General features: G+C 40.5%; 26 protein-coding genes. 4 read left to right on the top strand and 22 right to left on the bottom strand.

The window, feature by feature from the left end:
* Positions 1 to 2 precede the first annotated feature (2 nt).
* The 6 genes from ACUXV2_RS10395 to ACUXV2_RS10420 form a co-directional block, all read right to left on the bottom strand.
* Positions 3 to 794: an ABC transporter permease subunit gene (locus ACUXV2_RS10395; RefSeq protein WP_446246933.1), complete on the bottom strand. Its 792-nt coding sequence runs from the start codon at positions 792 to 794 to the stop codon at positions 3 to 5.
* 6 nt (positions 795 to 800) lie between these two features.
* Positions 801 to 1,685, bottom strand: coding sequence for an ATP-binding cassette domain-containing protein (locus ACUXV2_RS10400; protein WP_446246934.1), 885 nt, complete (start codon positions 1,683 to 1,685; stop codon positions 801 to 803).
* A gap of 18 nt (positions 1,686 to 1,703) precedes the next feature.
* Positions 1,704 to 2,324 carry a TetR/AcrR family transcriptional regulator gene (locus ACUXV2_RS10405; RefSeq protein ID WP_446246935.1) on the bottom strand — a complete coding sequence of 207 codons (621 nt, stop codon included), beginning with the start codon at positions 2,322 to 2,324 and terminating at the stop codon, positions 1,704 to 1,706.
* 151 nt (positions 2,325 to 2,475) lie between these two features.
* Positions 2,476 to 3,222 carry a phosphotransferase family protein gene (locus tag ACUXV2_RS10410; protein WP_446246936.1) on the bottom strand — a complete coding sequence of 249 codons (747 nt, stop codon included), beginning with the start codon at positions 3,220 to 3,222 and terminating at the stop codon, positions 2,476 to 2,478.
* 50 nt (positions 3,223 to 3,272) lie between these two features.
* Positions 3,273 to 3,743, bottom strand: coding sequence for a GNAT family N-acetyltransferase (locus ACUXV2_RS10415; RefSeq protein WP_446246937.1), 471 nt, complete (start codon positions 3,741 to 3,743; stop codon positions 3,273 to 3,275).
* A 23-nt stretch (positions 3,744 to 3,766) separates the two neighbouring features.
* Positions 3,767 to 4,255 carry a GyrI-like domain-containing protein gene (locus ACUXV2_RS10420; protein ID WP_446246938.1) on the bottom strand — a complete coding sequence of 163 codons (489 nt, stop codon included), beginning with the start codon at positions 4,253 to 4,255 and terminating at the stop codon, positions 3,767 to 3,769.
* A 390-nt stretch (positions 4,256 to 4,645) separates the two neighbouring features.
* On the opposite strand from ACUXV2_RS10420, the gene ACUXV2_RS10425 reads away from it, so the two are divergent.
* Positions 4,646 to 5,296, top strand: coding sequence for a peroxiredoxin-like family protein (locus ACUXV2_RS10425; protein ID WP_446246939.1), 651 nt, complete (start codon positions 4,646 to 4,648; stop codon positions 5,294 to 5,296).
* Between the two features lie 130 nt (positions 5,297 to 5,426).
* On the opposite strand, the gene ACUXV2_RS10430 is transcribed toward ACUXV2_RS10425, so the two are convergent.
* Positions 5,427 to 6,278, bottom strand: a complete 852-nt coding sequence (locus ACUXV2_RS10430; protein WP_446246940.1) for a DUF2785 domain-containing protein — start codon at positions 6,276 to 6,278, stop codon at positions 5,427 to 5,429.
* Positions 6,279 to 6,529: 251 nt separating this feature from the next.
* Positions 6,530 to 6,901, bottom strand: coding sequence for a VOC family protein (locus tag ACUXV2_RS10435; protein WP_446246941.1), 372 nt, complete (start codon positions 6,899 to 6,901; stop codon positions 6,530 to 6,532).
* A gap of 296 nt (positions 6,902 to 7,197) precedes the next feature.
* Between ACUXV2_RS10435 and ACUXV2_RS10440 the strand changes: the two genes are divergently transcribed.
* Complete coding sequence (locus ACUXV2_RS10440; protein WP_446246942.1) at positions 7,198 to 7,473, top strand: ABC transporter; 276 nt, start codon at positions 7,198 to 7,200, stop codon at positions 7,471 to 7,473.
* A gap of 316 nt (positions 7,474 to 7,789) precedes the next feature.
* Here ACUXV2_RS10440 and ACUXV2_RS10445 read toward each other — a convergent pair whose 3' ends face one another.
* The 4 genes from ACUXV2_RS10445 to ACUXV2_RS10460 all read right to left on the bottom strand — a co-directional run bounded on the left by ACUXV2_RS10445 (position 7,790) and on the right by ACUXV2_RS10460 (position 11,661).
* Positions 7,790 to 8,497, bottom strand: coding sequence for a M48 family metallopeptidase (locus ACUXV2_RS10445; protein WP_446247044.1), 708 nt, complete (start codon positions 8,495 to 8,497; stop codon positions 7,790 to 7,792).
* 206 nt (positions 8,498 to 8,703) lie between these two features.
* Complete coding sequence (locus ACUXV2_RS10450) at positions 8,704 to 9,678, bottom strand: hypothetical protein (protein WP_446246943.1); 975 nt, start codon at positions 9,676 to 9,678, stop codon at positions 8,704 to 8,706.
* Positions 9,679 to 9,989: 311 nt separating this feature from the next.
* Positions 9,990 to 10,733 (bottom strand): ABC transporter permease, encoded by a 744-nt coding sequence (locus tag ACUXV2_RS10455; RefSeq protein WP_446246944.1) that lies wholly within the window; start codon positions 10,731 to 10,733, stop codon positions 9,990 to 9,992.
* A 16-nt stretch (positions 10,734 to 10,749) separates the two neighbouring features.
* Positions 10,750 to 11,661, bottom strand: coding sequence for an ABC transporter ATP-binding protein (locus tag ACUXV2_RS10460; RefSeq protein WP_446246945.1), 912 nt, complete (start codon positions 11,659 to 11,661; stop codon positions 10,750 to 10,752).
* Positions 11,662 to 11,996: 335 nt separating this feature from the next.
* Here ACUXV2_RS10460 and mce point away from each other — a divergent pair, with 335 nt between their 5' ends.
* Positions 11,997 to 12,410 (top strand): methylmalonyl-CoA epimerase, encoded by a 414-nt coding sequence (gene mce, locus ACUXV2_RS10465; protein ID WP_446246946.1) that lies wholly within the window; start codon positions 11,997 to 11,999, stop codon positions 12,408 to 12,410.
* A 115-nt stretch (positions 12,411 to 12,525) separates the two neighbouring features.
* On the opposite strand, the gene ACUXV2_RS10470 is transcribed toward mce, so the two are convergent.
* Positions 12,526 to 12,906 carry a VOC family protein gene (locus tag ACUXV2_RS10470; RefSeq protein WP_446246947.1) on the bottom strand — a complete coding sequence of 127 codons (381 nt, stop codon included), beginning with the start codon at positions 12,904 to 12,906 and terminating at the stop codon, positions 12,526 to 12,528.
* A gap of 178 nt (positions 12,907 to 13,084) precedes the next feature.
* Positions 13,085 to 13,870: an aminoglycoside 6-adenylyltransferase gene (locus tag ACUXV2_RS10475; RefSeq protein WP_446246948.1), complete on the bottom strand. Its 786-nt coding sequence runs from the start codon at positions 13,868 to 13,870 to the stop codon at positions 13,085 to 13,087.
* A 263-nt stretch (positions 13,871 to 14,133) separates the two neighbouring features.
* Between ACUXV2_RS10475 and ACUXV2_RS10480 the strand changes: the two genes are divergently transcribed.
* Positions 14,134 to 14,580 (top strand): GNAT family N-acetyltransferase, encoded by a 447-nt coding sequence (locus tag ACUXV2_RS10480; RefSeq protein WP_446246949.1) that lies wholly within the window; start codon positions 14,134 to 14,136, stop codon positions 14,578 to 14,580.
* A 205-nt stretch (positions 14,581 to 14,785) separates the two neighbouring features.
* Here ACUXV2_RS10480 and ACUXV2_RS10485 read toward each other — a convergent pair whose 3' ends face one another.
* From ACUXV2_RS10485 to ACUXV2_RS10520, 8 genes are all read right to left on the bottom strand, one after another.
* Complete coding sequence (locus ACUXV2_RS10485) at positions 14,786 to 15,646, bottom strand: STAS domain-containing protein (RefSeq protein ID WP_446246950.1); 861 nt, start codon at positions 15,644 to 15,646, stop codon at positions 14,786 to 14,788.
* Between the two features lie 139 nt (positions 15,647 to 15,785).
* Positions 15,786 to 16,259: a GNAT family N-acetyltransferase gene (locus ACUXV2_RS10490; protein ID WP_446246951.1), complete on the bottom strand. Its 474-nt coding sequence runs from the start codon at positions 16,257 to 16,259 to the stop codon at positions 15,786 to 15,788.
* Positions 16,260 to 16,336: 77 nt separating this feature from the next.
* Positions 16,337 to 18,253, bottom strand: a complete 1,917-nt coding sequence (abc-f, locus tag ACUXV2_RS10495; RefSeq protein ID WP_446246952.1) for a ribosomal protection-like ABC-F family protein — start codon at positions 18,251 to 18,253, stop codon at positions 16,337 to 16,339.
* 654 nt (positions 18,254 to 18,907) lie between these two features.
* On the bottom strand, positions 18,908 to 19,819 hold the full coding sequence (locus ACUXV2_RS10500; RefSeq protein ID WP_446247045.1) for a cupin domain-containing protein: 912 nt from the start codon (positions 19,817 to 19,819) through the stop codon (positions 18,908 to 18,910).
* Between the two features lie 128 nt (positions 19,820 to 19,947).
* Positions 19,948 to 21,237: an ATP-binding protein gene (locus ACUXV2_RS10505; RefSeq protein WP_446246953.1), complete on the bottom strand. Its 1,290-nt coding sequence runs from the start codon at positions 21,235 to 21,237 to the stop codon at positions 19,948 to 19,950.
* Between the two features lie 556 nt (positions 21,238 to 21,793).
* Entirely contained in the window at positions 21,794 to 22,684 is an 891-nt protein-coding gene (locus ACUXV2_RS10510; protein WP_446246954.1) for a hypothetical protein, read from the bottom strand.
* Positions 22,685 to 22,717: 33 nt separating this feature from the next.
* The gene (locus ACUXV2_RS10515) at positions 22,718 to 23,122 is read right to left on the bottom strand and encodes a GNAT family N-acetyltransferase (protein ID WP_446246955.1); all 405 of its coding nucleotides are present in this window, start codon (positions 23,120 to 23,122) and stop codon (positions 22,718 to 22,720) included.
* A gap of 318 nt (positions 23,123 to 23,440) precedes the next feature.
* Positions 23,441 to 23,836, bottom strand: a complete 396-nt coding sequence (locus ACUXV2_RS10520) for a nuclear transport factor 2 family protein (RefSeq protein ID WP_446246956.1) — start codon at positions 23,834 to 23,836, stop codon at positions 23,441 to 23,443.
* Positions 23,837 to 23,898 lie beyond the last annotated feature (62 nt).

The following is a 23,898-nucleotide window of genomic DNA, read 5'->3' on the forward strand; positions in this document are numbered from 1 at the left end:
TTCTATACCGTATGAATATCCTTTTTCTTATACACGATGAAGCTGACGATAAAGCAAACGAGGATGATCGCCGCACCCACGATCATGAACTCCCATTCATAGGTCTCTTCTCTCATCACATATGCATAATCAATATACTTGAATGGCGAGAAATATCGGCCAGCTTCCTCTAGGCCGGCAACCATGCCCAGTACGAAGAATCCAAATACGACACCAAGCGAAACACTGACGACGGATTTTATTTTAGGAAAAAGAACCGCCAGCACCGTACCCAATGCAAACATGATCAAGCTGATGACGAAGAGGCTCAGCGAGATTAATAGAAAAGCAGTTAAACTAAAATCCTCACTCGCCACCAGATTTGCGATGGCCACTGCTGCTGCCACATAGACGATGTTCGTGATGAGTAAACTCGTTAACGCCGCCAGCAATTTCGAAACCAGCACCTTCGAGCGAGTCACAGGTTTTGTGAAAAGGAAGTCTGCGGTTTTCTCCCGGATTTCCTTTGATGTGATGGAGATCCCTAAGGTCATCGCCTGGATTGCCCCGCAAAGCGCAATATACAGGAATGTATACGAATAGTAACCATTGACGGACCCTATGGTCTCAACCTGCAGCCCCAAAGCCTTTCGTACGCCTTCCGGAAAGCCTTCCAGCGCTTTCTTGAATTCGTCTATCTCCTTTGCAATGGGCGGAAACATCGACATGAACAAAAGTGCGAGTCCGACAAGTGCAAGCGTCCACATAATCGTATTCTTGCGGTATGCCTTCAGTTCATACAGATACATATTCATGGAGGATCACGCCTCCTTCTCGTAATAGTGCATAAAGATTTCTTCCAGATCAGGTTCCTCGATCCACAGATTGGCAATGTCGATTTCAGCGATTTTTTTCATGACTTCATTGATGTCGCCTCTGAATAAGAAGCTGATATGATGGTCGCGGGCTTCAAGATTATTAACACCCGGCATATCAAAGTAAGAAGACTCGATATCATTCTTCACTTCTATTTTGAATCTCTTATGATTGTTTTCCTTGAGTGTACTGATTTTCTCAACCTGGACGATTTCTCCTTCTTTAATGATCGCGACCCGGTCGCACATGCGCTGGACCTCACTCAGGATGTGAGAAGAGAATAAAATCGTCGCTCCTTTTCGGTTTTCTTCCTGCAGCAAATCAAAGAAAGTCTGCTGCATAAGCGGGTCAAGCCCGGAGGTCGGCTCATCCAGAATAATCAACTTTGGTTCGTGAAGGAGCCCCTGGATAATCCCTACCTTCTTTTTGTTCCCGAGGGAGAGGTCATCAATTTTCTTAGTGAGGTCTAGATCAAGCTTTTCTGCAAGTTCCTTGATTCTGCCGCTGCAGTCCTTTTTGTAAAAGCTTGCAGAGTACTTTAGGAGATCCATCACCTTCATGTTGTCATAATAGAACACTTCCGAAGGAAGATAGCCCACATTCTTTGCAATATCTGGAGCATGCTCTACGCAGTCTTTCCCAAAGATCTTCGCGCTTCCTCCTGTGGGTTGGATTAAAGAAAGAAGCGTGCGGATCGTAGTGGACTTTCCGGCTCCATTCGGCCCGATGAATCCGAAGATTTCTCCTTCTTCCACGTTGAAGCTGATATTATTGATGCCCCTTGATGAACCATAAGTTTTTGTCAATCCATTGATTTCAATCACATTCATGTACTGCCGCCTCCCCTTTTATTTATAAAACGACTTTTTGAGCAGCTCAGTATAAGAGTTTATTTCTGCAAGGATTTCTTCTTTATCGATGTCTGCCACCGACATCGTCCTTACCCTTACTTGCTGCTGATTCGCAAAACCTTCGAACGTCCAGTAAATAATCTGGATCGCTTTTTCCACATCAATGCCTTCCCGGAACTTCGTCGCATCGATATTACTGAATAGCTTAATGAAGCTGCTGTCAGTCAATGATGCCTTTATTTTTTCAATTCCGTCTTTGACTTCCGGCGCCTCTTCATGAAATGCTCGATTCAGGAAGTTGATCAAATCGGGATACGTCGAAAACATCTCAAACTTTATGAGAGAAACCTTTCGGATGATCTCAAAAATGTCCCTCTCCTCCAAGTCCAGTCTCTCATAAATCTTTTCGGCGAACATATCTGATAAATATTCATACAGTGACAGATATAACTCTTTCTTGCTTTTAAAATAGTGAAAAAGAATTCCCTTCGAAATACCTGCTTCCTTCACAATTGCGTTGGTCGATGCCCGTTGGTAGCCATTCTCAGCAAATACCTTCGTCGCTGCATTGATGATCCTGGTTTCCTTTTCAGTATCTATATTTAATGATTCGAACAAAATAAAAGGATCCCTCCTTTAGTTGAACAAGTTATTGACCAGTTCGGTCAATTCCATATTACACCTTTTGACCAGTGTGGTCAACACCAAAATCAAAGACCCGTCCGAGAGCGCGTTAACGCATTAACGTACTCTCGGACGGGCCTTCAAATCAAGGAAAATATTGATTAACGATGTTGATCAATCGCATATTGTTTTCAGAGGAAACATGTTCCGATAATCTTGCGCCAGCTATGATTGGAGCCCATTCAAGTACTTCTTCTTCGGATATACCGCTTTTTAGACAGTAGAGACGCATATACAATTCGGCGAGGTCCGATGAAACCTGTGAGTATAAAAGGTAGCTGCGGTAAACGTCTGCACGGATATCACCGCTGCTTGAATCAGTCCAATCTAATATCATGATTCTTCCATCCGAGTGAATCAGGTTATACAGATGAAAATCCCCGTGGCACAATCTATTATCTGACCACATGGACGCTAATTTTTCCAGCAGTGCAACCTTTTTCCGTGGCTCCAAACCCTTTGCAGTTTCAATTTGCCGGGTCAATTTTCCTGACATGGGTTCAAGGCAAGGAGCTGTCATCGAATGGATTTGCAGCTGGATATCGACAGAGAGACTCATAAAATATCCTGCTTTTTCCGAATCGGATAATGCAAGCTCTCCTAACGTTTTACCTTTCACGTATTCCATGACGATCGCCTGTTTGCCGTCTATTTCCGTGACATTCAATATCTCAGGTACAGGAAGCCCATACGAGTGGGCCAACATTTGCTTATTGGCTTCATAGACAGCTTCTCCATCAGGAAAGTGGTCATGAAATACTTTCACCACCCTGTTATCATGAAGATAGATGTTTGCTGTATTTCCTGAAGCGATGTGGTTTACCAAGTTCATTTGTATTCTCCTTTTCTACTTTCTATGATCCTAGTGAATCACCATCAGGATCATGGAAAGTTAGCATATTCCATACGAAGAAATTCATATGTACCTCCATTCGTCTCCTGCATAAACGTTTCTTTTTCTTCGAAGCCAATCTTTCTGTACACCTTGATGGCCCTCAAATTGAAAGTGGCGACGGACAACGTTATTTTAACTGGTGAAAAACGTGATATCACAAAATTCAGTCCCGCTTTAAGGAATTCCAATCCCATGCTTCTCCCGGTAAAATCCGGTCTCATACCAAGTCCGATATCATAGGTTGCATGATCTGTTTTGTAGACACTAAAAAAACCGATTACTTCTTCTCCATTATAAACGGTGAACATCTTGTCTCGCCGTGATTCAGTGTCCAAAAATTCAGCAAGATCTTCTTCATCGGCTTCCATGTCGTAGAATGAGTATTCTCCGTCATAGTGCCAGTTGTATGCAATTTCCTCTGCTTGCTGCTGGGTCATTATTTCAAACCTGTATGTCACGACAACTCCCTCCATCCTTTTACTCATGAAACAACCGAATCCAAAAGCTCCACCCTGACGTCACCATGGTTCCCCGGATCATTATCCTTATCATATATTTCCAGATTCCATCCATGATTCCAACGTGTAAGTCCCTGCCCCGACATCCATCTGTGCAGTTCTTCATAGCTGCTCCTTATTTGATCATTCGGTCCATGATGCAAGATGGAAGCGTAGGATTGAGCAGGGATGGTCAAGGCAACCATTCCTTCAGGGATCTCACCATACTTCCATACCCGAACACCGATCCAGTATCCATCTTCATCCGGAGTCGATTCTTCCACAACAAACGCCCCGATTTGCTGTCCCATGTTCAAGACATACTTAACTTCGTCGACACGTTCTTTAAGTAATTGAGCTGCTTTAGGTATCTCTTGTAGATACATTCCCCCGTCACACAGGACTCGAAAGCCGACGAGCTTCATTTCATGAAGAGTTTTTATCGTTTTTTGATTGAGTGTTTCTTTTGACATCCAGATCATCTCCTTATCCTAACTCATGATTATTCGTGGGATTAGCGTCAAGCACTTTTATCAACAGACATCCCCAAACAAAACGCCATACTAAAGTAATAACAAACCATTTCATGCATAGGTCAATTTGTTTGAATTTTCCGAAACATAATTATATCACACGAAATGGATATTTGTGGTATTTACTTGAATTTAATAGCGCTCCTTAACATAATTTATCCATCAGTTTCTAATGTTACGTAATTTTAAATGGATTAACGCTTTTTCTCTTTTTATGACTACCTATAGAAAATCTATTGCTACCCGCCATTAAAACCGACTAATCAAATTACTTTTATATAAATTAAAAACCTTTTATACTGAAAACAATCCAGAGAAAGGAATGATAGAATGGGTAATCTCAACATGCGCCAACAATATGATGAGTACATTTCAGCATTTAAAAAGAAAGCTTCACCTGAGGTGCAGGATAAGATGAGTCAGGCAATTGCAGAGTTAGAGGATTCAAATGCCGGGCAAGGGCTCACTGCAGGGGAGAAAATCCCATCTTTTACGCTGCCTGATGCAACTGGTAATGAAGTAAGTATCAAAGACATATTAGAAAAAGGACCTGTCATCCTGACTTTCTACCGGGGAGGCTGGTGCCCTTATTGCAATATGGAACTAAGAGCGTATCAAGAATTACTTGATGAGATTCATGCAGCTGGGGCAGAATTAGTGGCAATTAGCCCGCAAACACCTGATGCTTCCCTATCGACCAAAGAGAAAAATGAGCTGGATTATGTGGTACTGAGTGATGAAGGAAATAAAACCGCAGAAGACTTTAATCTTGTGTATAAATTGCCTCCTTATTTGGTTGATATTTATAAAGAAAGAGGGTTAGACCTGGAAAAAGCAAATGACAGTGATGAATGGACGCTTCCAGTTTCAGCAACATACATTGTCAAACAAGACGGCACCATCGCATACGAATATACGAAAGCTGATTATAAAGACCGTGCCGAACCTTCGGACGTGGTAGCAGAGCTTAAAAATCTGTAATATACCTTCACTAAAAAGACTGAATTCGTTGGAATTCAGTCTTTTTTAGCGTCTTCCGCGTCTACTCTATAGGCAATTGAATGTATATATGTTATTAACAACCTGGTAAATTAGAATGAGATGAACCTTTCTATATTTCTTTAAGGCAATGTTCAATGCCCATCTGTATCTCATGAAATCTAGATTCTCCATTTATGTTCATATAAAAGCTTTTCAAAAATGTCTTACTATTGAAAATGAGGAACCAATATTCTTCTTCATCCACTATTTCTTTTCGGGCTTTTAATACAGCCGGAATGTTTTGCACCTGCGTTACGATTTCCTCAACATCCAATCCGTTGTTCAGCATTTCAACGATTGGTGTGATCATCCTCTCTTCTTCTTCATGAATATAGACACTGTCAGAAACAAACATCTTATTCCATAATGGTTGAAGTATTTCCGGATAAAGGGCGTGACTGATTTTCGGATTTTTCACAAGCTCGTCAAAGGCGTCTGCCACATGCGCAATGCTATGTGCCCACCCTTTTCCGGGAACAAAACCTCTTAGATCCTTCTCATTGTTGATATACAGGATCAAATGATCTTTCACCATCTCAACATGCCCTTGTGAGAGGAAGTCATCCTGGTTATCACGGTATAAAATAAGGGCGATCAACAGAGTAGTAAAAGCTCTTGTAAAAACAGAATCCGTTCCCTTTTCACCGATTCCCTTCAGTAATAAGTCATTTAGACATATATTCAAAAGTTCAATTAAAAACTCAGGTTCAAGAAGGTTATTCTCAACGATCAATCGAAAAAAAGAGGTGTAAATCAACTTGTCCCTAAGTTCAGAGTTTGTTGAGCCTACATGAATGATCATTGATTTTACTATTTCATGTTTGTTTTCTTCAGACCAAGCTTTTTCACCTGTTTTGATTTGGGTTAACACGTTAATTAGTTCAATTTCATCGAGAACACTATGATTCAATTTAATACTCATGGAAATCCCCCTCTACCAGGTTTTAGGAACCCACAACCCTTCGACTATGGGAGCAATCCTAAACCCTTCACTTTGCCATTGTTCCATCGATCAATTTTTGATCTATAAATGGTGCTATTGCCATAATTTCACCGATCCCCTTTGATTTTGTATTCCAACATCAAACATTGTCGATGATTACGTAATTGAGGCCATTCCCCTAGCAAGCAGATGATTTACTTGTCAGTGGACTGGCCTCAATAGTTCATAACTTATCTATGCTGATCAATCAAAATTGGATTCCCATCCGGATCTTCAATCATCAGGCTTGCAGGCCCTTCACTCGTTTCATCCGCTTCGGTCAAGAGTTTGATTCCTTTAGCTTTAAGCTCTTTTTGGAGTTCTCTGACATCCGTAAAGGAATCAAGGTTTTCGGCATTTTGATCCCAGCCTGGATTGAAAGTGAGAATGTTCTTTTCAAACATCCCCTGAAATAGACCAATGATATGGTTGTCATTCTTCAAAATAAGCCAGTTCTGTGAAATGTCTCCCCCCAGTGTTTTAAAACCAAGATTTTCATAAAATTCTTTGGACTTATGTATGTCTTTTACACTTAGACTTACCGAGAATGCTCCTAGATTCATACCTTCTCCTCCTATTATTAATAATTCAGATTTATCCTGTAATTCAAGTGTACACGATTACTTGGGAGAAAACACCAAAAATTGAATGATATAACCTCAATTTACAGATAAGCCTTTTCCAACAGCCACAATTTTTTAAATTGAGAGGGTTACTTTCATCCATTTTTCATAGTTATGGGCCAATGCTTCCATGCTCCCCGTGGCTTTCGCCTCTTTTTTGTAATCTATAAACAAGCTGACAAGCCCCGGCATACTATATTGTTGAACAAGTATTTCTTTAACGGGAGGTGAGCTATATGGTTTCTAACCACAGAAAATGTTCTTGCAGTGTTTTTGATATTTTCCTTGGAGTGCTGACGGGATTGATTTGGTTCCTGCTTGCGGCTTTAGAAGTAATTACAGACGCATTTGCATTGATTGGACTAGTCGGAGGCTTTGCGGATTTTGTCGCAATTTTCATTGGAGTAGTGGGATTCTTAGCGATTGTGCTATTCGGATTCTGCCTATTCAGGAAGATTTGGCACTGCTGTTTCGGAAGACGAAGAGGTGGCGGTGGCGGTGGAGACTGCTAATGGCTCATAGTAGCAGTTGATAGCAAAGTGCTAGATTACTTGTAACATTCCCTGTAATCGACCTACCACTTTATTTAGTTCAAGAAAAAATATCAAAATAGGTGCCCGTCCCTCACTGCGTTAATGGAATAAACAGTGAGGGACGGGCACCTGACATTTACTTCAGTTTCATTTCTACATTCTATACATATACAACTTTCCCTGAACAAATATATTTTCTTCACTATTAATTCCATTAATAATAGTAGTAATATTAAGCGAGTATGAAAAAAATGGAAATCCTGGTGGCACCATTAATGGATAATGGTTTAAATAACTATACCGTCATCTTCCAGTTCGAAACAGCCAGCCACATCTCTTTTTCCTTATAATCGGGCATTATCTTCCCAACAAGCCGCCAAAAAGAACGATCGTGGTTTAAGTGAACCATATGGCACATTTCATGAACGACAACGTAGTCAATGACTTCCTGAGGTGCCATGGCCAATCTCCAATTAAAAGTCAGATGTCTTCTTGAGTCACATGTACCCCACGTTGTTTTACTGTCAGAAATACGAACAGATCGCGGTTTTGTTTTAAAACTGCCCTGATGAATGGCAATGCTTTTTTCTACTAAAGCTTTACACTGCTGATGATAGAACCGACTTAGGGCCTGTTTCATTTTTTCATCCTCAAGCTGTCTTACATGGATGTGCAGTGTTCCCCCATCAAACGAAACATGGTCATGGATAATCCCGGGATTATGATGAAGCCTTATAGGGTATGTTTTCCCAAGGTACAAAAACGGTTCCCCATGAGCATAGACCTTCTCCTGGGATCCCGTCATCCTTTCCTTGTTCTCTTTTGTTTTCTGCATAATCAAATCCCATTTACGTTCTAGTAATCCAAGTACAGATTCATCCGGAGTCCCTTTAGGGACATGCACTTCGATCATTCCATAGCTGTCGATATAAATTCCTATGGAGGTACGGTTTTTGTATTTAATTTGAAAACGCAGTGTCTCGCTTGAATATGTGTGGGTCATATCTTTCATCAATTTATCACCTGTATTCTGTCGTTACGTCTTCTGGATATATATCGATGTCCGACCTCATAACGTACGTGCCTTGGCTTAAAGTGTCACATCGACCTTCTTCCAGTTACAATATATATTAAGCCATTAGCTTAACACTATGGAGACAAGTTTTATAGTATTAATATACCCCCCTCTCATCATTTCGACCTTCGGCACTACTCCCGGCAGTTCCGGTTCACAAAAAGATACCCAACCATTCCCAATAATAGGATCTTATGATTCTCCGGAAGCTTGTCTGATATTTCTACCATATCATTATAGATGTCACGAAAAAGATTGGTGTGCTCGTGGGGGAACCTGCCATTGTAGAATCTTGCCCACATATGGCCCTCTGAATCGTGAAGAGTGAAATCACCCGTAAACCCTGAACTTTTCACGTCCAAGAGCGTTTCACCACGAGTGTCTTTCAATTCCCCCACGATGTTTACCATGCTTTTGAACTCCTCTTGTATGTATGACCCTACGCTTTGACCATCTGGACCAAAGATTTCAACACTACTATGCTTGAAACCTTTTCGCCTGCATGAAAACATGACCTTTCCCTCACTTGAGGTAAAAGATAGTTCAATCGTGAAAAATGTTAAAAAAGAAGATTGATAGATAATGAACGGGTATGCCCACCAGGGAATCTTCTTAACACGAAAAGTGCCAATGAAACTTCCATTCTTTTCAAATACAAGCAGCCTAGGCAGCCAGCCGGCATCCCTCTTAATGACAATATGATTCATACCAGCGATGGTTGTATCCGATACTGGAATGTCAGTCCCCTTTAACTTGTTGTACTTGATGCGGCTTGAAAGTGCAACTCCAAGCATCCCCATAGCCGGCAAGAGCAGCGCCATACCTCCAAGCCACTGTTCTGTGGACTCAGGTTTCGTGTAGACAATGAACCCTCCTGCAATCATCAAAATACCAGCGAATGCGAGATAGGAAAGTTTTTCTCTCCGTTTATACATGTTGGCAATCATAATAAATACTCCTTTTTCATTTATTATGCAAAAACTTCTTATACCCACCATCCTGAAGAATGTCTTCTGCGTCCAGTCCATCGTTACATCTCCATGATTATTCAAATAGTCTTGCATGATGAGATGGCCCATCCTGTAATTCGGCCATCTCAGGATGTTCATTTAGGGATTTCCAAGGCAGAAAAAATGAGCATCAAGATGGTGATGATGAGGGCTTGTTTTTCCAACCTTCCAGTATATAGAAATTAGTTAGTAGATATACGGCTTATATTGGGACGTGGTTTCAGTTTTTACATTAATAATTAGAAAAAGCACCTATCCCGTAATGGCAGGTGCCTTTCAATTACACTTCGATGGAGAAGGAATCGATGGTAAATCCGCTTCAAATGCCAGGGTACCATCAAGACCTGGCTTGCGTGACGTGCATGACCGCAACTATTCTGCGGATTAATTAATCCCATGAAAATCACCGCTCAACTTTTTGAAAAACGAAGAAACCTGGGATAAGCAGCTAAGGCAAGGATTCCACCTGCAAGGCCGGCGATGAATAATATCGTGACGTTGAACATGATATCAGCAATGGTTCCATTACGTAGGATGATTTCTTTGTACCCTTCGATTGCCCAATACTGAGGTAAAGCCTTACTGATGGCCTGCATGAAGTCGGGCATCAGTTCGACAGGAAGCCATAATCCCCCAAACATGGCGCCGCCCAGTGCAATGATCTGGGTCACAGCGATTCCCATATTCTCTGTTTTCACAAGGACGGAGAGGGCCATACCCCAGCCGGACACGATAAATGCCAACATGATGGATAAGAGTATGAGGGCAGCAGGGTCTCCTAAAGGAAGATCGTATACAAGAACACCAAAACCGAATAATACAGCAATTTGAATCAATACAATCAACATAAAGGGAATCCACTTGCCGATGAAGTAGTCCTTAATTGGAAGAGGGGTGCTGGCAATCCTGGCGACCATCCCCTTATCCCGATCCTTTACAAATACAACCACCATGCTAATCATGATATAGAATGCGAACATGATCGTGTAACCAGGTATGATTTGAGTCACAACCTCCTTATAACTTGTATTCTCATCCCCTGAAAAAATCGCAACAAAAGCAATCATGAAGACAATGGGTAAGATAAATGTCCAGAACCATAGTCCCTTATCTTGAATATTCTTTTTTAATTCAGTCCGTGCAATGGCCCACATAGGCAATCCTCCATTTCTATGAGTCCCGTAGCTGAGTTCCTGTCAAATTGAAGAAAATATCTTCCAACTTCGGATGATAAAGTTCCAGCCTGCGTGGTTCGATATTATGAAGGCGGAATTCTTCTATTACATTTTGAAGTGCAGCCAATGGAGTTTCACTTTCTAAAAGAAAACCATCCCCTTTTGGCTGGACATGACCGTGAGCGGACAGCAACTCCTGATTTAATTGGTGCCCCGATATAAATAAAGACGGTTTATTATGTTTATGAAGCAGCTCATCCATCGTTCCGCACTCTACCAGTGTCCCTTTGTCAATCAGTCCGATGCTGTCACATAAATGCTCCACTTCTTCCATATAGTGACTCGAATAGATGATCGTGCTGCCATCTGCTTTTAATTGATTGATGATGGAGAAAATGGAATTTCTTGATTGCGGATCGATTCCAACAGTAGGTTCATCCATGACGACAATGGAAGGCTTATGGAGCAAGGCACAACCAATATTAAGCCTCCGCTTCATTCCCCCTGAAAACGTCAATACTTTGTCTTTTCCCCGATCCTTCAAACCGATTTGCTCTAACACTTCTTCCGACCTGCGCTTTAAAACTTTCCCTTTCAAGCCGTATAAACTGCCGAAGTAACCAAGATTTTCTCTTGCAGTGAGCGTTTCTTCGAGGCAAAGATCCTGAGGTATGTAACCAAGCTTCCGTTTCACCTTCAGCCGGTCCCTAACCACTGAATCATCATGGACAATGATATCCCCTTCAAAGCTTTGCAACACACCAGACAGGATTTTCATTAAAGTCGATTTACCGGCTCCATTGGGTCCAACAAGCCCGAAACAGCTTCCTTCATCAATGTTAAAATGAATTCCATCCAGTGCCTGGATCGAACCATACCTCTTACTGACATTGGCAACTTCAATCACAGCACACACCCCTTTCAACAGGTCATCTATAAGTAATATATTTAGATTTATTGGATATACGATTAGATATTGGTAAAAGTTTCATTAAACATTTACGCTAATGTAAAATCTTTATGTTTACATTCTGCAAACAAAATAATCAGGAAACTAAGATTGAATATGGATTTGGAATATGAGTCCACTTTATCTTCTTATTATTTTTTCCATTATATATACCTCTTTTTTCGCTTAAAACACACCAGAAACAGTACATAGAGCTATCCCTTTATACAAAAAAATAATTTATGCTAAAATAATGAATACACTAATCAGACTGATCAGATTGGAGAATAACCATGAAAAAGACTTTAGACCACATAGGCGTTGCTGTCAGAAACATCGAAGACTCCATTCGATTCTACGAAGATATACTCGGCGCCACCCTCATCGACCGTTACAGAAGCGATGCGAAAGGCGTCGAGAGCGAAATTGCGATTATGGACGTGGGGGGTGAAAGGACCGAATTGCTTGCACCTACGAATAATGTGACATCTCCGATCGCCCGCTTCATTAAGCAAAAAGGAAAAGGTGTACATCATATTGCGTATCGGGTGGATAACCTTGATGCAGCTTTGACAGAACTCAAGGAACAAGGGATACGTGTATTAGAGGATAGTCTCCGTATAAACAAACACGGGAGGCGATTGATATATTTGAATCCGGCGGATACAGAAGGGACGATTATTGAATATTGTGATTATCCTTCATAGGAGCTGGTTATGAATCCTCAAAGCAATCCTCCCATACCAACTCTTCCTTGCGGCGAGTATATGAAAAAGAGGGACAGTCATTGTTTAAACTGTCCCTCTTTTTTGTGTCAGTACCCTATTTCTTTTCCATAACCGCAAAATAATTCTCTTCACCATCAGCAAAATTAAATACCCTGCCTGAAGGCATTTCTACGATTTCACCAACTGTAATTTCCTTACTGGATAAGTGGTTAAAGAATGAATCAAGATCTTCTGTAAAGAACATCAATGAAGGTGTTCCAAGATTTAAGCCGGGGCTCATTTTGGCAACAAGCTCCTTATTGTGAAGGATTATGCTTGTTTCAGCTTCCTTGGTTGGGGCTATTTCAATCCATTTCATTCCCTGGCCATTATCTTCCTGCGAAATGACGCTAAATCCCACTTTCTCTGTCCAGAAATCGACTGCCTCTTCCTGGTTGTTTACATACAGCATGATTTGGCCAACTTTATGGATCATATAAATTTCCTCCTCAATGATTTAGTATGATTGACAGCTTTTAGCATTGACACCTTTACTTTCATCACTGAATCATACTGACTTTATTCTAGTCTAGCTTTCTTTAATAGAATTCAATTTACTGCACATATTCTCCTTCAAATTCTTTTTACTTTTGTCGACTAGACAAGACTCACACTCAAGATTTTTCTTTATTTTTCAAAACCTGTTCCACTATCAACTGCATAAACGCACCCGTCTGCTGATCTTCAGCGTTGATTTCTTCCTGAATCCAGTGGAGCTCTCCTTGCAGCAGATTGGCTATTCCCCGCGCATCCCTACAATGGCTGGACGGAGTCATATGTTCATAAATTCCAACTACCAAGGCTTGTATATGTTGTGGCAAATCCCTGTGAATGGTCTTCAAGCCAAGCAGTGCCCGCTCTCTGGCGTACCTTGACAGCAAAATGGTAATAACGTTCCTCATGGAATGCCGGAGCATTTCAGGCGCCCAAGTATGATTTCCTCTCTGCGCTGCTTTTTTATATTGAAACAGGAACCAGGCGGCGTCCAGTACACAATCCTTGAATTCCCCATAAGTAATGGTAAGGTGTTGGGCGGTCTCGAATTTTTTCATCAGATTGTCCGGATCATAGAGTACAGTAAAGAAATCCTTACCTTGTATCGTCTTCTCCGTCACTGTGAACAGGTCGATGTGCAGCCAGTCCTCATAAATGGCTATGATTTGGGGGGCTATGATGAAAATGTCGTCATAAAAATACAGGTCCTTATAAGCTTTGATATGATCCAGTCTGCGCTTAAGGAACTCTTTCTCTTCACTTTCCTCCACCAAACAATATAAATCAATATCAGAATACTGATCATGTTCCTTCCTCCCCATTGATCCCTTCAGGAATATACTCCGGACACTTGGGTCTCCTTTTAAACTGGCAGTCACTTTTTCTACTGCTGAATCCTGCCGCATAATCCATCCCTCCTCATTTTTTAAAAAGTAACAGGAAATCATACTAAATTTCGATATGGTTCAAATAGTGTTGAAGCTTTAGAGTTCATAAGGTGCCTTCCCCCTGTAAATGAATAAAGGCAGCACCTTGTAACTCCTTGTTGTTCAAGGTCAAGTTGAATGTGTTATGTACTTACATGCCATCACAGAACAACGAATAACTAAATTATAGTAGAATAGAAGTAAGGATATTAAACAAAAGCTATCACAAGGGGGAATGTCGGATGTTGTTTACATTTAAACCACTAACTATTGAATACTTAAAAGAAATTGATTCATGGGATTATGAAGGCTTTGTTGAAGAAGTTTTGATGGCTCCGTATTTTGATTCTATAAGTAAAACTGGAAAGTTAATTGGTCCAGGCGGCTGCGAGGGGTTTACAGCATTACTGGGTAAAGAGACTGCTGGCTTATTTGAGTTTAATATTCAGGGAAGCACCATGGAAATAGGATTAGCATTAAAACCTGAATTAATCGGAAAAGGACTGGGAGTAAACTTTGTTAAACAAGGGATTGCATTTGGCATTCAATATTACTGCAATAATATCGAGCGTATACTATTAGTGGTCGATTCGAACAATGATGCAGCGATAAGTGTTTATGAAAAGACAGGCTTTAAAAGGATTGATCAAAAAGACAATGAGATAGAAATGCTTTTAACTTTGGCATGAATGAATAATCCACACGTTCTAAAACGACGGAAGATTGCTTTTGCTTCCTGAACTCAAACGTCGGTTAAAAAGCCCATACTAATGGGCTTTCAAGTTGTATTATTAGAGCATTTTCACTCGATTCTGAGGTTAACAATCTTACCGCAACATTCATTTTTTGATCTTCAACAACTTCAAAAACAGCAGATGTTATTCAAAAAGCTTTTTAAAATGAATTTTCATAAATCCCCTTAATATCCTCAATGGCTCTCTCCAGATTTGAGTAGATCGTAATTTTTGAGAAATCAAGTCCAAGCTGTATTGCTGTCTGAGCAACTTCTGGCCTCACACCGGTAATAATGCTTTTTACCCCGATTAAATCTAAAGAGGATACGAGTAAGAATATTTGATTAGCTACCATTGTATCAACAATGGCAACACCGGAAATATCGATTACCAGGCATTCGACATTTTTATCCTGGCATTGCTCGAGACTTGATTCTATCAATGATTTAGCCCTATAAGTATCGATATTTCCAATCAAAGGCAAGACAGCAATAGATTGAGTCAATTTAATGACAGGTGAGCTCAGTTCCATAATCACTTCTTGTTGAGCGGCAAGAGTGGCGTGGTGATAATCTGTATAAGTCCTTACAAATTCCTCGATCACTGTATCAAATGCAAAGTTGTATTGATTCGACCATTCTAATAATTGAACTGGAGAAATGCTGAACACATCTGTTTGGGTGAATTCATTGATTTTATTCCAATATATTTGTCTGAATAACTTGAATTGCTGGATGATTTCATTTAGTGGAGTGTTCGTTAAAACTCGGTCTTTGGCCACTTCATTAGCCCATTTTTTGATAGATTTATATTTCTTTTCATCGTCAAGGTGTATAAATATTTGGGCGATCGACATGATGAATTTCTTGTTTTGAGCACGAAGCTTCTCTTCAATGGTAATTGGTGCACTTTCTGAATATATACTGCCGATTGAAGCTTTTTTGGATCTAAACCATGTGTTCGTCAGTTCATCGGTGCTGTTCAATATAAATTCATAAAGCGCCTCATTTTTAGTATTCATCCATGAACCCCTCTTTTTATATAGATTTTTTCATATATTTCTATCATAACGTATGTACACCATATTTCGTCGCATAAAATATCAAATTTCTGGAAATTCAATCATTATTTCCTGTAATACATTGATTAGCAAAACCCCTTCAACAACATGAAATACCCCTTTTAAGCATCTTATAATTCACAAAGTCCGTCCCTTTTACTTGTTTGATTTGCTTTTTTACCACCTTATAACCCTTGGATTCAAAAAAAGGCCTTGCCGTAATACTTGCTTCTGTGAACAATTCTGTTAATTCCATCGTTCGGGCAATTTTCTCCACCTTTGATAATAAAGAGGCACCGATTCCATTCCTTTGATGATCTTTATGAACATAAAGCAAATCAATTTCACCCAGGTTATTAATGTTCACGAGCCCTACAATTAGCTCGTCCTTGACTGCCACATAAGCAATACTCTCTTCAAGACGATGCACCCACTTTTTTGTACTGGTGATGCTGTTTGCCCACACATCAACCTGAGTTTTAGAATAGTCACCTAAATTCACGGCAGTTATCGTTTCCTTGAATAGATTCATCGTCATTTCTGCATCTCTTTTATGAAACTTTCTTATTAACATTAACACACTACACCTCACTCTACTAATCTCAGTATGACAAAGGGACAGGATTTCCCCCTGTCCCCCAGCATTGATAGTTACTCAGCAAACCCCATCCATTTTTCCATTTCCGAATCAAGCTCTTCATTCAACTCCTGCATCCTTTTATAAAGCCTATCCAGTTCCTCATGCTCCATCGGATCCCGGACAATGGCTTCATCCAGTTGAGTGATTTCATTTTCAAGGGCTTCAACCTTTGCCAAGACTATTTCCTCTTCCTTCTTAGTATCTTCAAACTTGGTATGCGGCTTCTTCACTAATTCAACAGGTACATTCAGTAACTTCCTGCTTTTTGATTTCTCAATCTCACCGCGATAATCATCGTAATTTCCAGTGTAGCTTTTAAAGCCATAATCCTCAACCGCGACCACTCTCTCACTCATTTTATTTATAAAATAACGATCGTGGGAGATGAAGAAGATGGTTCCTTTGAATTCTTCCAATGCTTCTTCAAGGGCTTCAATTGAATCAATATCCAGATGATTCGTCGGCTCATCAAGTATCAATAAATTGATATCCTGGAATAGCAGCATAGCTAGCCTAAGCCTGATTCGTTCCCCCCCTGACAGTTGCTTCACTTTTTTGAAGACACTTCCTTTGTAGAACATGAATTTTGCCAGGTATTCACGTGTTTTCCCCTCTAAAATGGAGTTATCTTCCCTAAAGGCTTCCAGTACAGTCAGTTCTTCATTTGTAAACACGATTTTTTGAGGCAGATAAGCTGGCATGACATTCGCTCCTAATTCCACCATACCACGATCCGGATGTTCCTCTCCAAGGAGCATCTTCAGGAATGTCGTCTTCCCGCTTCCATTCGAGCCAATCAGCCCCACCCTTTCACCATATTGAATCATCAAATCGGCATTCTTGAAAATCAACTTATCATGAATACGTTTGGACAGACCGACTGCTTTTACCGTTTCATTTCCAGAGCGCCCGGAAGTATTGAAGTCGATTCTCATATTCTTTTTTTGAAAAACCGGTTTATCGATCCTATCCAGTTTGTCGATCTTCTTCTGGATGCTTGCAGCTCTTCTGAAAAACTTATTATTATCTGCTCGAAGTGCCCAGTCCCTTAGATTTTTCACCTGGTTTTCCATATTGCCGATTTTCTTCTGCTGCTCCCTGAAATGGTCATATTGAATTTGCAGGTTTTCTTCTTTTTGAATGACATAGGAGGAATAGTTCCCTTTGTAGGTCTTGGAAACCTTATCCTCTATTTCAATGATTTTTGTAACCACGTTATCTAGAAAATAACGGTCATGGGAAACGGTGAGAACGATGCCCTTGTAGCTTTTCAGGTAGTCTTCGAGCCATTCGATCGACTCCATATCCAGATGGTTGGTCGGTTCATCCAATAGCAGGATGTCAGGTGAATGGATCAGGAGCTTCCCGAGCATAACTGTTGTTTTTTCCCCGCCGCTCAAGTAATCGAAATCCCTGTTTAGAAAACCTTCATCAAACTTCAACCCGGTACATACCCGGCCCAATTTCTCCCCTGTCTCATATCCGCCTTTCACTTCATACATCTGAACAAGGTCGCTGTATTTTGTCAGGGCTTTCTCAAGAGCCGTACCTTCTAGTGTTTTCATCGATTCCTCTAAATCACGCATCTGATTCTCGATGATGTGAACCTCTTCAAAGGCAAGATTCAAGATGTCGATGACCTTCATTCCCTGTGGGAATTGGGGTATCTGTTCAAGGTAAGCAACTGCAGCGTTTTTCGGCAAGTATACAAACCCTTCATCATAGCCGTAGCTGGAGGTCTGTGGGTAACCTGGATAGTAGTGCATGGACTCATTCCCAGAAATCAATTTCAGTATCGTGCTTTTCCCGCTTCCGTTTACACCGACGATCCCCACCTTTTCCCCGCTATACACTTCAAACGTGATATCCTCAAGAATCAGGGTGGCATCCATATATTTTTTTACACCTTTCAACGATAATTCAAGCATATTATTGCCTTCTTTCATCCATATTGTGCGTTACGCTCTATGGACAGCATCAAGAAGAACTTCATACTTATTCAGTTAAACAAAAAAGACCATAAGAAGATGTTTCTTCTTACAGTCTTGTATGCTCATTTTTTATGAACATGGACTGGACGTAAAGACTGAACTCGGCATATTTAAGAAACACGGAGTCCACCTGTATTAAGAGCGCCGTTAACATTATTACGGACGCCAATCCTATTCATGAATTTGTTGAGCAAAAGTAAGTAAGTACCTTCTAAATTGCCTGATTCCATAAAGAACATAACAAATAAACCTATTGAAACTAGGTACTTTAACGTTCTAAATAAAATCCCTATTAATTTAAGATTAAATTAATACTCAGCAATTTGTTGGTTCCATAAACTTACTTTCCCCTTTCATCATTTTCTTGATTATCTCACTTTTTCATTATTTTGTAAATTAATTAATTGGAATATTTTTCTGAATTCTCTATTATTTCCCTGAAATAACTCGGTCAGTAGGCTGGCCTCTCCTGTTGCTATGATCCTGCCGGTTCACACCTGTTCTCTTCCCCGGGAGTCTTCGTTTCACTCACAAATCAACCGATGGAATCTGACAAATTTAACGAGACTCAGACCAGACCATTTACTTTTGCTACCCCCAGAACCCACCAAAATACTTACGCCCATGTTCTGCTTCTTCGGCTGCCATCGCATCTGCCTTTGTCTGATGGACGGTCCCTTTCGGATGTTGAGGCGGGGCATAAATCGAGTAAAGCTTTATTGGCTCATTGCCTGTATTGGTCAAGTTATGCCACGTCCCAGCCGGAATCATGATTGCAAAATCCTCTTTCACGTTCCTCTGAAAGGTCAGATTATTCGGATCATTCCCCATCTGAACGACACCCTGCCCCTGCTCGATACGGAGGAATTGGTCCAGCTCCGGGTGGATTTCAAGACCGATATCTTCTCCCACATTAATACTCATCAATGTAACCTGAAGGTGTTCTCCGGTCCAAATGGCTGAACGAAACGTATTGTTCTGTACCGTGGCCTCATCGATGTTTACAGTAAATGGTTCGGACCCATAGTCCATTCGATTGCCATCTGCAGCCCCCAGATAACTTAATCGGTCTGCGTGTTCCCACCCACTCTTACAGGCATTCAAGAAAGCGTCATAGATTGCATGATGCTCGGTAAGCAAAGTGCCCAGCCGGAAATGTTCATAACTCTCAATTTCCGCTTCATAGCCCCTTTGAAGACCTTCCTGATAACTCTGAAAGGGTATCTGGTCGATGCTATACGCAGGCTGTACTCCAGTCAGCGAGATATAAAGGTTCGTCAAACTGCCCCATTCCATTCTTTCTTCTTCAACAATTGTAACTAGATGGCTTCTATGCTCTTCGTCAGGCGCGGCATCAGCCAGACGGCTGTAAAAATCAACCGCTGCAGCCTTTCCAAGGATTCCACTGAGCAGGACATTTACTACCTGCTGGTGGTCCTCCTGCCCTCTTGACATGAAATCAGTGTAATTCGGGTTCGCGTAAGTATGATATGGATGATACATCTTCACTCATTCCCTTCAGCTTTTTACCACGATATGATATGCTGGGGTGCCTACAAGTGTGTGTATACCCAATGAAGGCCTGTCCCTCGATGCGATGATGTAATGCATCGGGGAACAGGCCTTTGTCACTAGATAACATCTGCTTCTTTCTTATATGATGCAACCGATACAGGAAAGGACAAAATGATAGATGTACCTTTATTTTTCTTGCTCACTACCCTTACAGATCCATTCATTCCATCAACCAATTGAAAGACGGTCATCATTCCAAGCCCGGTTCCGTTCTTTCCTTTCAATGAATAATAAGGCTCGCCGAGGCGCGTTACTTGTTCTTTGGTCATACCGATTCCCGTGTCCTTTATCATAATGACGAGCATGCTGTCATCTTCATAGCTGAAGATTTCCAAGATCCCTCCAGATTCCATTGCCTCGATTCCATTTTTCATCACATTGATGAGCACCTGCTGAAACTTATTTGGATCTCCCTTGATCGAGTGATGATGCAAGAGATCCGATTCCACGGTGATCCCTTTTTTGGTTGCAAGCGGCATGATGATTTCCTGTGAACGTCTGATTTCCCCGGTGACATCAACATCGATTTCCATTTCAGGATGTGGTTTTGCAAAGTTCAGATATTGATTGATGACCTCTGTGGCACGGTCGATTTCACTGACTGCTATTTTTGAAAGCTCTGTATTGGTCGGTGCATCGGCCGGATTTTCATTAATCAATTGCAAAAAGCCTTTGACAGTCGTTAGAGGATTTCTTACCTCATGACTCATGCTTGCAGCGAGGTGGCTTACCACTTGCATTTTTTCATATTTAATCGATTCCAATTGCAGGATATAAATAGTCCGTATCATTTCGCATAAGTAGAAGACAAAGAATGTTGAACCTGTAAGGGTGGCTGAATAAATCAAAAAAGAAGTGTAGTCACTGAAGTTGAAGAACACAGATGGAATCAGGAAACCGAGAATAGAGTAACAAATAGAAAAGCATGTAAACCAATAAACCCTTTTGTCCCAAGTTTTACCGGATAATTTAGGTGTAAGATAAAAAATAGCGACGCTTGATAGGATTGTAATAAAGACAGTGATGATAAAACCAGGTCCCATAAAGGGTAAACGTATGGCAATCATTGTCAACGCCAGCCAGGGAAGTACTCTCCTTCCCCCATAGATCCCCCCCAATAAAAAGGGGATGAATCGCAAATCGTAGATAAATCCATCTTTTAATTGCACGGAGAGAAGCAGGCTGAGAAATATTAAGATCGTACTGATGAAATAAACAGGTAAAGATTTGATTTGAACCTTGTATACTCTTTGTTTGGATAGGTGATAAAAACTTACCAATAAGATGATGATCAGAATGACAAGGAGATTGATCAGTAAACCGTTAAATAAACCAGAATGACCCATCGGCAATGCCTCCGTTATGTAAAGTCTCATTAGTGAATCGAAAAAAAGAATGAATCTACTACTATTATAACGGAGAATCCATAGATTAATAGATAAACTTTCACTCCAATAGCTGCAAGCCCGCTTCGAGACTACTTTAAACGTCAACGTGGTCTGAGACGGGTTATTTTAAGCACATCGGAACGTTTTATGGGATTGTACTCTGGGAATAAGGAGGTTATCAAGATCATATAGGATCATATACTTTTTGCTGGGAGGAACTTCAATGCTTGGAACAACAGGATTTTCTTTGTACCTCATTCTACCATTGGCCATCATATTGATACTAATCGGAGTAACCATATGGTTTTTTAGAAAAAAATCAAAGAAGGATAGGAATTTTTAATGGGTGCTGTCTGCTGCTTATTTTAAAAGAGAAAAAAGTAGAAAAATCAGAACAATAGAAAATAGAAAGTTGGAATTCATTTCCGGCGTGAAAAAGAATGGCATAAAGAATGAAGACTCGTCGACTTGACGAGTCTTCTTCATTTACATTGCTTGATGTCTTGGTTGTAAATTAGACAGGTTCACGAAAAATCTTCATATTATAATCACCCCATATCTCTGTCAGTTCAGCAAAACCGACAACTTTCCAGGGGTTAAAGAAGGTTTGTCCATTTTTGTTAAAGAATAGGTCATTCCCGATGCAAAAGGAGGCGTGTTGGATCTCTCCATCTGAATTTTCCCAAATGACAACGTCACCTTTTTGTATTCCTTGAATCAATGTTTGTGTATAATTTCTGCTCTTTAAACCTTGCTTGAATGTTTCAGGATGCACCCATTCGTTTATGATCCACTCTTGTTGACTTACCGCAAACAATGTTGCAGATAAACAATTACCTCCAGATGAAGTAGGGAAAGTATTTGCTATCTTCTTTAAAAAAGTGGGAGCCTCCAAAGGATAGTGGCACGAATCCCATTTCTCCCATTGCTGTGCAAATTCAACCATAAGATTTTTTCTTATATCATAAGGTATCTCTTTCCACATAGCTTTCTGGAGAATGATAAAATGTTCCCCATCCACTTCAATGATATGTTCTTTTGGAATAGAAGAATCTAAAGCTGAATATGAAATAGGATAAATCAACCCTCTCCCAACTTCTTTTTGAATATGGAATAAGAATTCTTTCTTGTCAGGAGTAAGACTTTTAACCCAATCTGGTGTGACCACAAGAATATAGTCAACTTCAACTGAAATATTCCAATACTGGTAACTATTATTAAGTTGTATTTGTTTATACGTTGCATGATTAAAGAACTCCTGTCTCGGAATGACCAAAGCAGTATCTATGTATTCTTTAAAATGCTCAAATTCTTTTGCAGGCAGAAAAAATAAATCTTTTTCAGGGACAAAAGCGTTTATCCAATAATCAATCGTATCAGGTGTTGGTTGAATGTTTATTTTCATTTTACATGGCACCTCTTTTTCGTGGATGTAGATTTATGTCCCTTTTCTCCGATGCATAATATATTGAGTCTCACTGAACTTAAAGCCATTTTTTTCGTAGAAGGGAATCAATTCCTTTTCGCAAAACAAACTGATCACATCAATATGGGAAAGTTCATCTAATAATGTGGAAACAAGCTTTGTTCCGGTACCGGATTTCTGAAATTCCTTATGTATGACAACATCTTCAATATATGCCCTGAATTCACCATCACTCACCGCTCTTGCAAACCCTATAAGAACACCTTTACTCCAGGCACCAACCGAGTCCCCCTGATCGATCACCTTCTGAATGTCCTGTTTCGATCTTTCTTCCCACCAGCCTGCCTCACGATAGAGTTTCATCAATTCAGAAGCATTAATGGGCCTCTCATCGACACTCATTATCTCAATAGTCAAACTCACCACCACCCTAATCAACTAAACATCGACTGTCATCAATCTAACCGTCCTTATTTTACCATAACCAAAACGATTAACATTAACTAAAAAAAAGGGAATGGACACCCTTCAATTATTGCGGGATGCATGTTTTCAGAGATTTACGTGGCTGGGTTGATCGTTTGCTATAATTTTTCATCAATAGTGTTTTTGGATCAGGACAGGCACTTACCTTATACTTGTCACTCAAAAAAAGAACGACTCTCTTACTTGGCACATACAAGCAAAAGAGTCGTTCCTTACCCACTTTACATTTTTGTTCATTCATTCTACAGATTAAAAAATCCCATTCTCATTAGGGGAACCCTCTGGGATGGGCTGCCCTACATCCCACATTTCAACAATGAGGTCATCCTGAAAGCGAAAGAGATGGACGACAACTGCTCCAATATCCCCGGGATGCTGTCTGACATGAGAATGTACTGCCACGATTTCTCCTTCTTCAACAGCATGTTTGACCTCGAAGATTTTATCAGGGGTCTCCTGAGCATTCTCTTCCATCGCAATCATAATCGATTCTGCATCTCCACGAAAATAGGGGTTATGGTGACAAAAGTCGGAACTTGTATATTTCCTGAAAGCTCCCCTTACGCTACCAGATGCTACCATCTCCAAGAACGAAACTGCTTTCTCTTTCATTGAGAGCGTACTGTTAATCTGTCTTTCACTCATAATAACCATCCTTTCTAATACATGCATGATACTATTAATATTAAAAGAAACCCAGGGAAGAT

Source organism: Rossellomorea sp. NS-SX7 (assembly GCF_052828565.1).

Excerpts from the sequence above, each read along its gene's own strand:
- ACUXV2_RS10395 (WP_446246933.1), bottom strand. The coding sequence starts at position 794 with ATGAATATGTATCTGTATGAACTGAAGGCATACCGCAAGAATACGATT.
- ACUXV2_RS10400 (WP_446246934.1), bottom strand. The coding sequence starts at position 1,685 with ATGAATGTGATTGAAATCAATGGATTGACAAAAACTTATGGTTCATCA.
- ACUXV2_RS10410 (WP_446246936.1), bottom strand. The coding sequence starts at position 3,222 with ATGAACTTGGTAAACCACATCGCTTCAGGAAATACAGCAAACATCTAT.
- ACUXV2_RS10420 (WP_446246938.1), bottom strand. The coding sequence starts at position 4,255 with ATGTCAAAAGAAACACTCAATCAAAAAACGATAAAAACTCTTCATGAA.
- ACUXV2_RS10425 (WP_446246939.1), top strand. The coding sequence starts at position 4,646 with ATGGGTAATCTCAACATGCGCCAACAATATGATGAGTACATTTCAGCA.
- ACUXV2_RS10430 (WP_446246940.1), bottom strand. The coding sequence starts at position 6,278 with ATGAGTATTAAATTGAATCATAGTGTTCTCGATGAAATTGAACTAATT.
- ACUXV2_RS10435 (WP_446246941.1), bottom strand. The coding sequence starts at position 6,901 with ATGAATCTAGGAGCATTCTCGGTAAGTCTAAGTGTAAAAGACATACAT.
- ACUXV2_RS10440 (WP_446246942.1), top strand. The coding sequence starts at position 7,198 with ATGGTTTCTAACCACAGAAAATGTTCTTGCAGTGTTTTTGATATTTTC.
- ACUXV2_RS10445 (WP_446247044.1), bottom strand. The coding sequence starts at position 8,497 with ATGACCCACACATATTCAAGCGAGACACTGCGTTTTCAAATTAAATAC.
- ACUXV2_RS10450 (WP_446246943.1), bottom strand. The coding sequence starts at position 9,678 with ATGAACATCCTGAGATGGCCGAATTACAGGATGGGCCATCTCATCATG.
- ACUXV2_RS10455 (WP_446246944.1), bottom strand. The coding sequence starts at position 10,733 with ATGTGGGCCATTGCACGGACTGAATTAAAAAAGAATATTCAAGATAAG.
- mce (WP_446246946.1), top strand. The coding sequence starts at position 11,997 with ATGAAAAAGACTTTAGACCACATAGGCGTTGCTGTCAGAAACATCGAA.
- ACUXV2_RS10470 (WP_446246947.1), bottom strand. The coding sequence starts at position 12,906 with ATGATCCATAAAGTTGGCCAAATCATGCTGTATGTAAACAACCAGGAA.
- ACUXV2_RS10475 (WP_446246948.1), bottom strand. The coding sequence starts at position 13,870 with ATGCGGCAGGATTCAGCAGTAGAAAAAGTGACTGCCAGTTTAAAAGGA.
- ACUXV2_RS10480 (WP_446246949.1), top strand. The coding sequence starts at position 14,134 with ATGTTGTTTACATTTAAACCACTAACTATTGAATACTTAAAAGAAATT.
- ACUXV2_RS10485 (WP_446246950.1), bottom strand. The coding sequence starts at position 15,646 with ATGAATACTAAAAATGAGGCGCTTTATGAATTTATATTGAACAGCACC.
- ACUXV2_RS10490 (WP_446246951.1), bottom strand. The coding sequence starts at position 16,259 with ATGTTAATAAGAAAGTTTCATAAAAGAGATGCAGAAATGACGATGAAT.
- abc-f (WP_446246952.1), bottom strand. The coding sequence starts at position 18,253 with ATGCTTGAATTATCGTTGAAAGGTGTAAAAAAATATATGGATGCCACC.
- ACUXV2_RS10500 (WP_446247045.1), bottom strand. The coding sequence starts at position 19,819 with ATGTATCATCCATATCATACTTACGCGAACCCGAATTACACTGATTTC.
- ACUXV2_RS10505 (WP_446246953.1), bottom strand. The coding sequence starts at position 21,237 with ATGGGTCATTCTGGTTTATTTAACGGTTTACTGATCAATCTCCTTGTC.
- ACUXV2_RS10510 (WP_446246954.1), bottom strand. The coding sequence starts at position 22,684 with ATGAAAATAAACATTCAACCAACACCTGATACGATTGATTATTGGATA.
- ACUXV2_RS10520 (WP_446246956.1), bottom strand. The coding sequence starts at position 23,836 with ATGAGTGAAAGACAGATTAACAGTACGCTCTCAATGAAAGAGAAAGCA.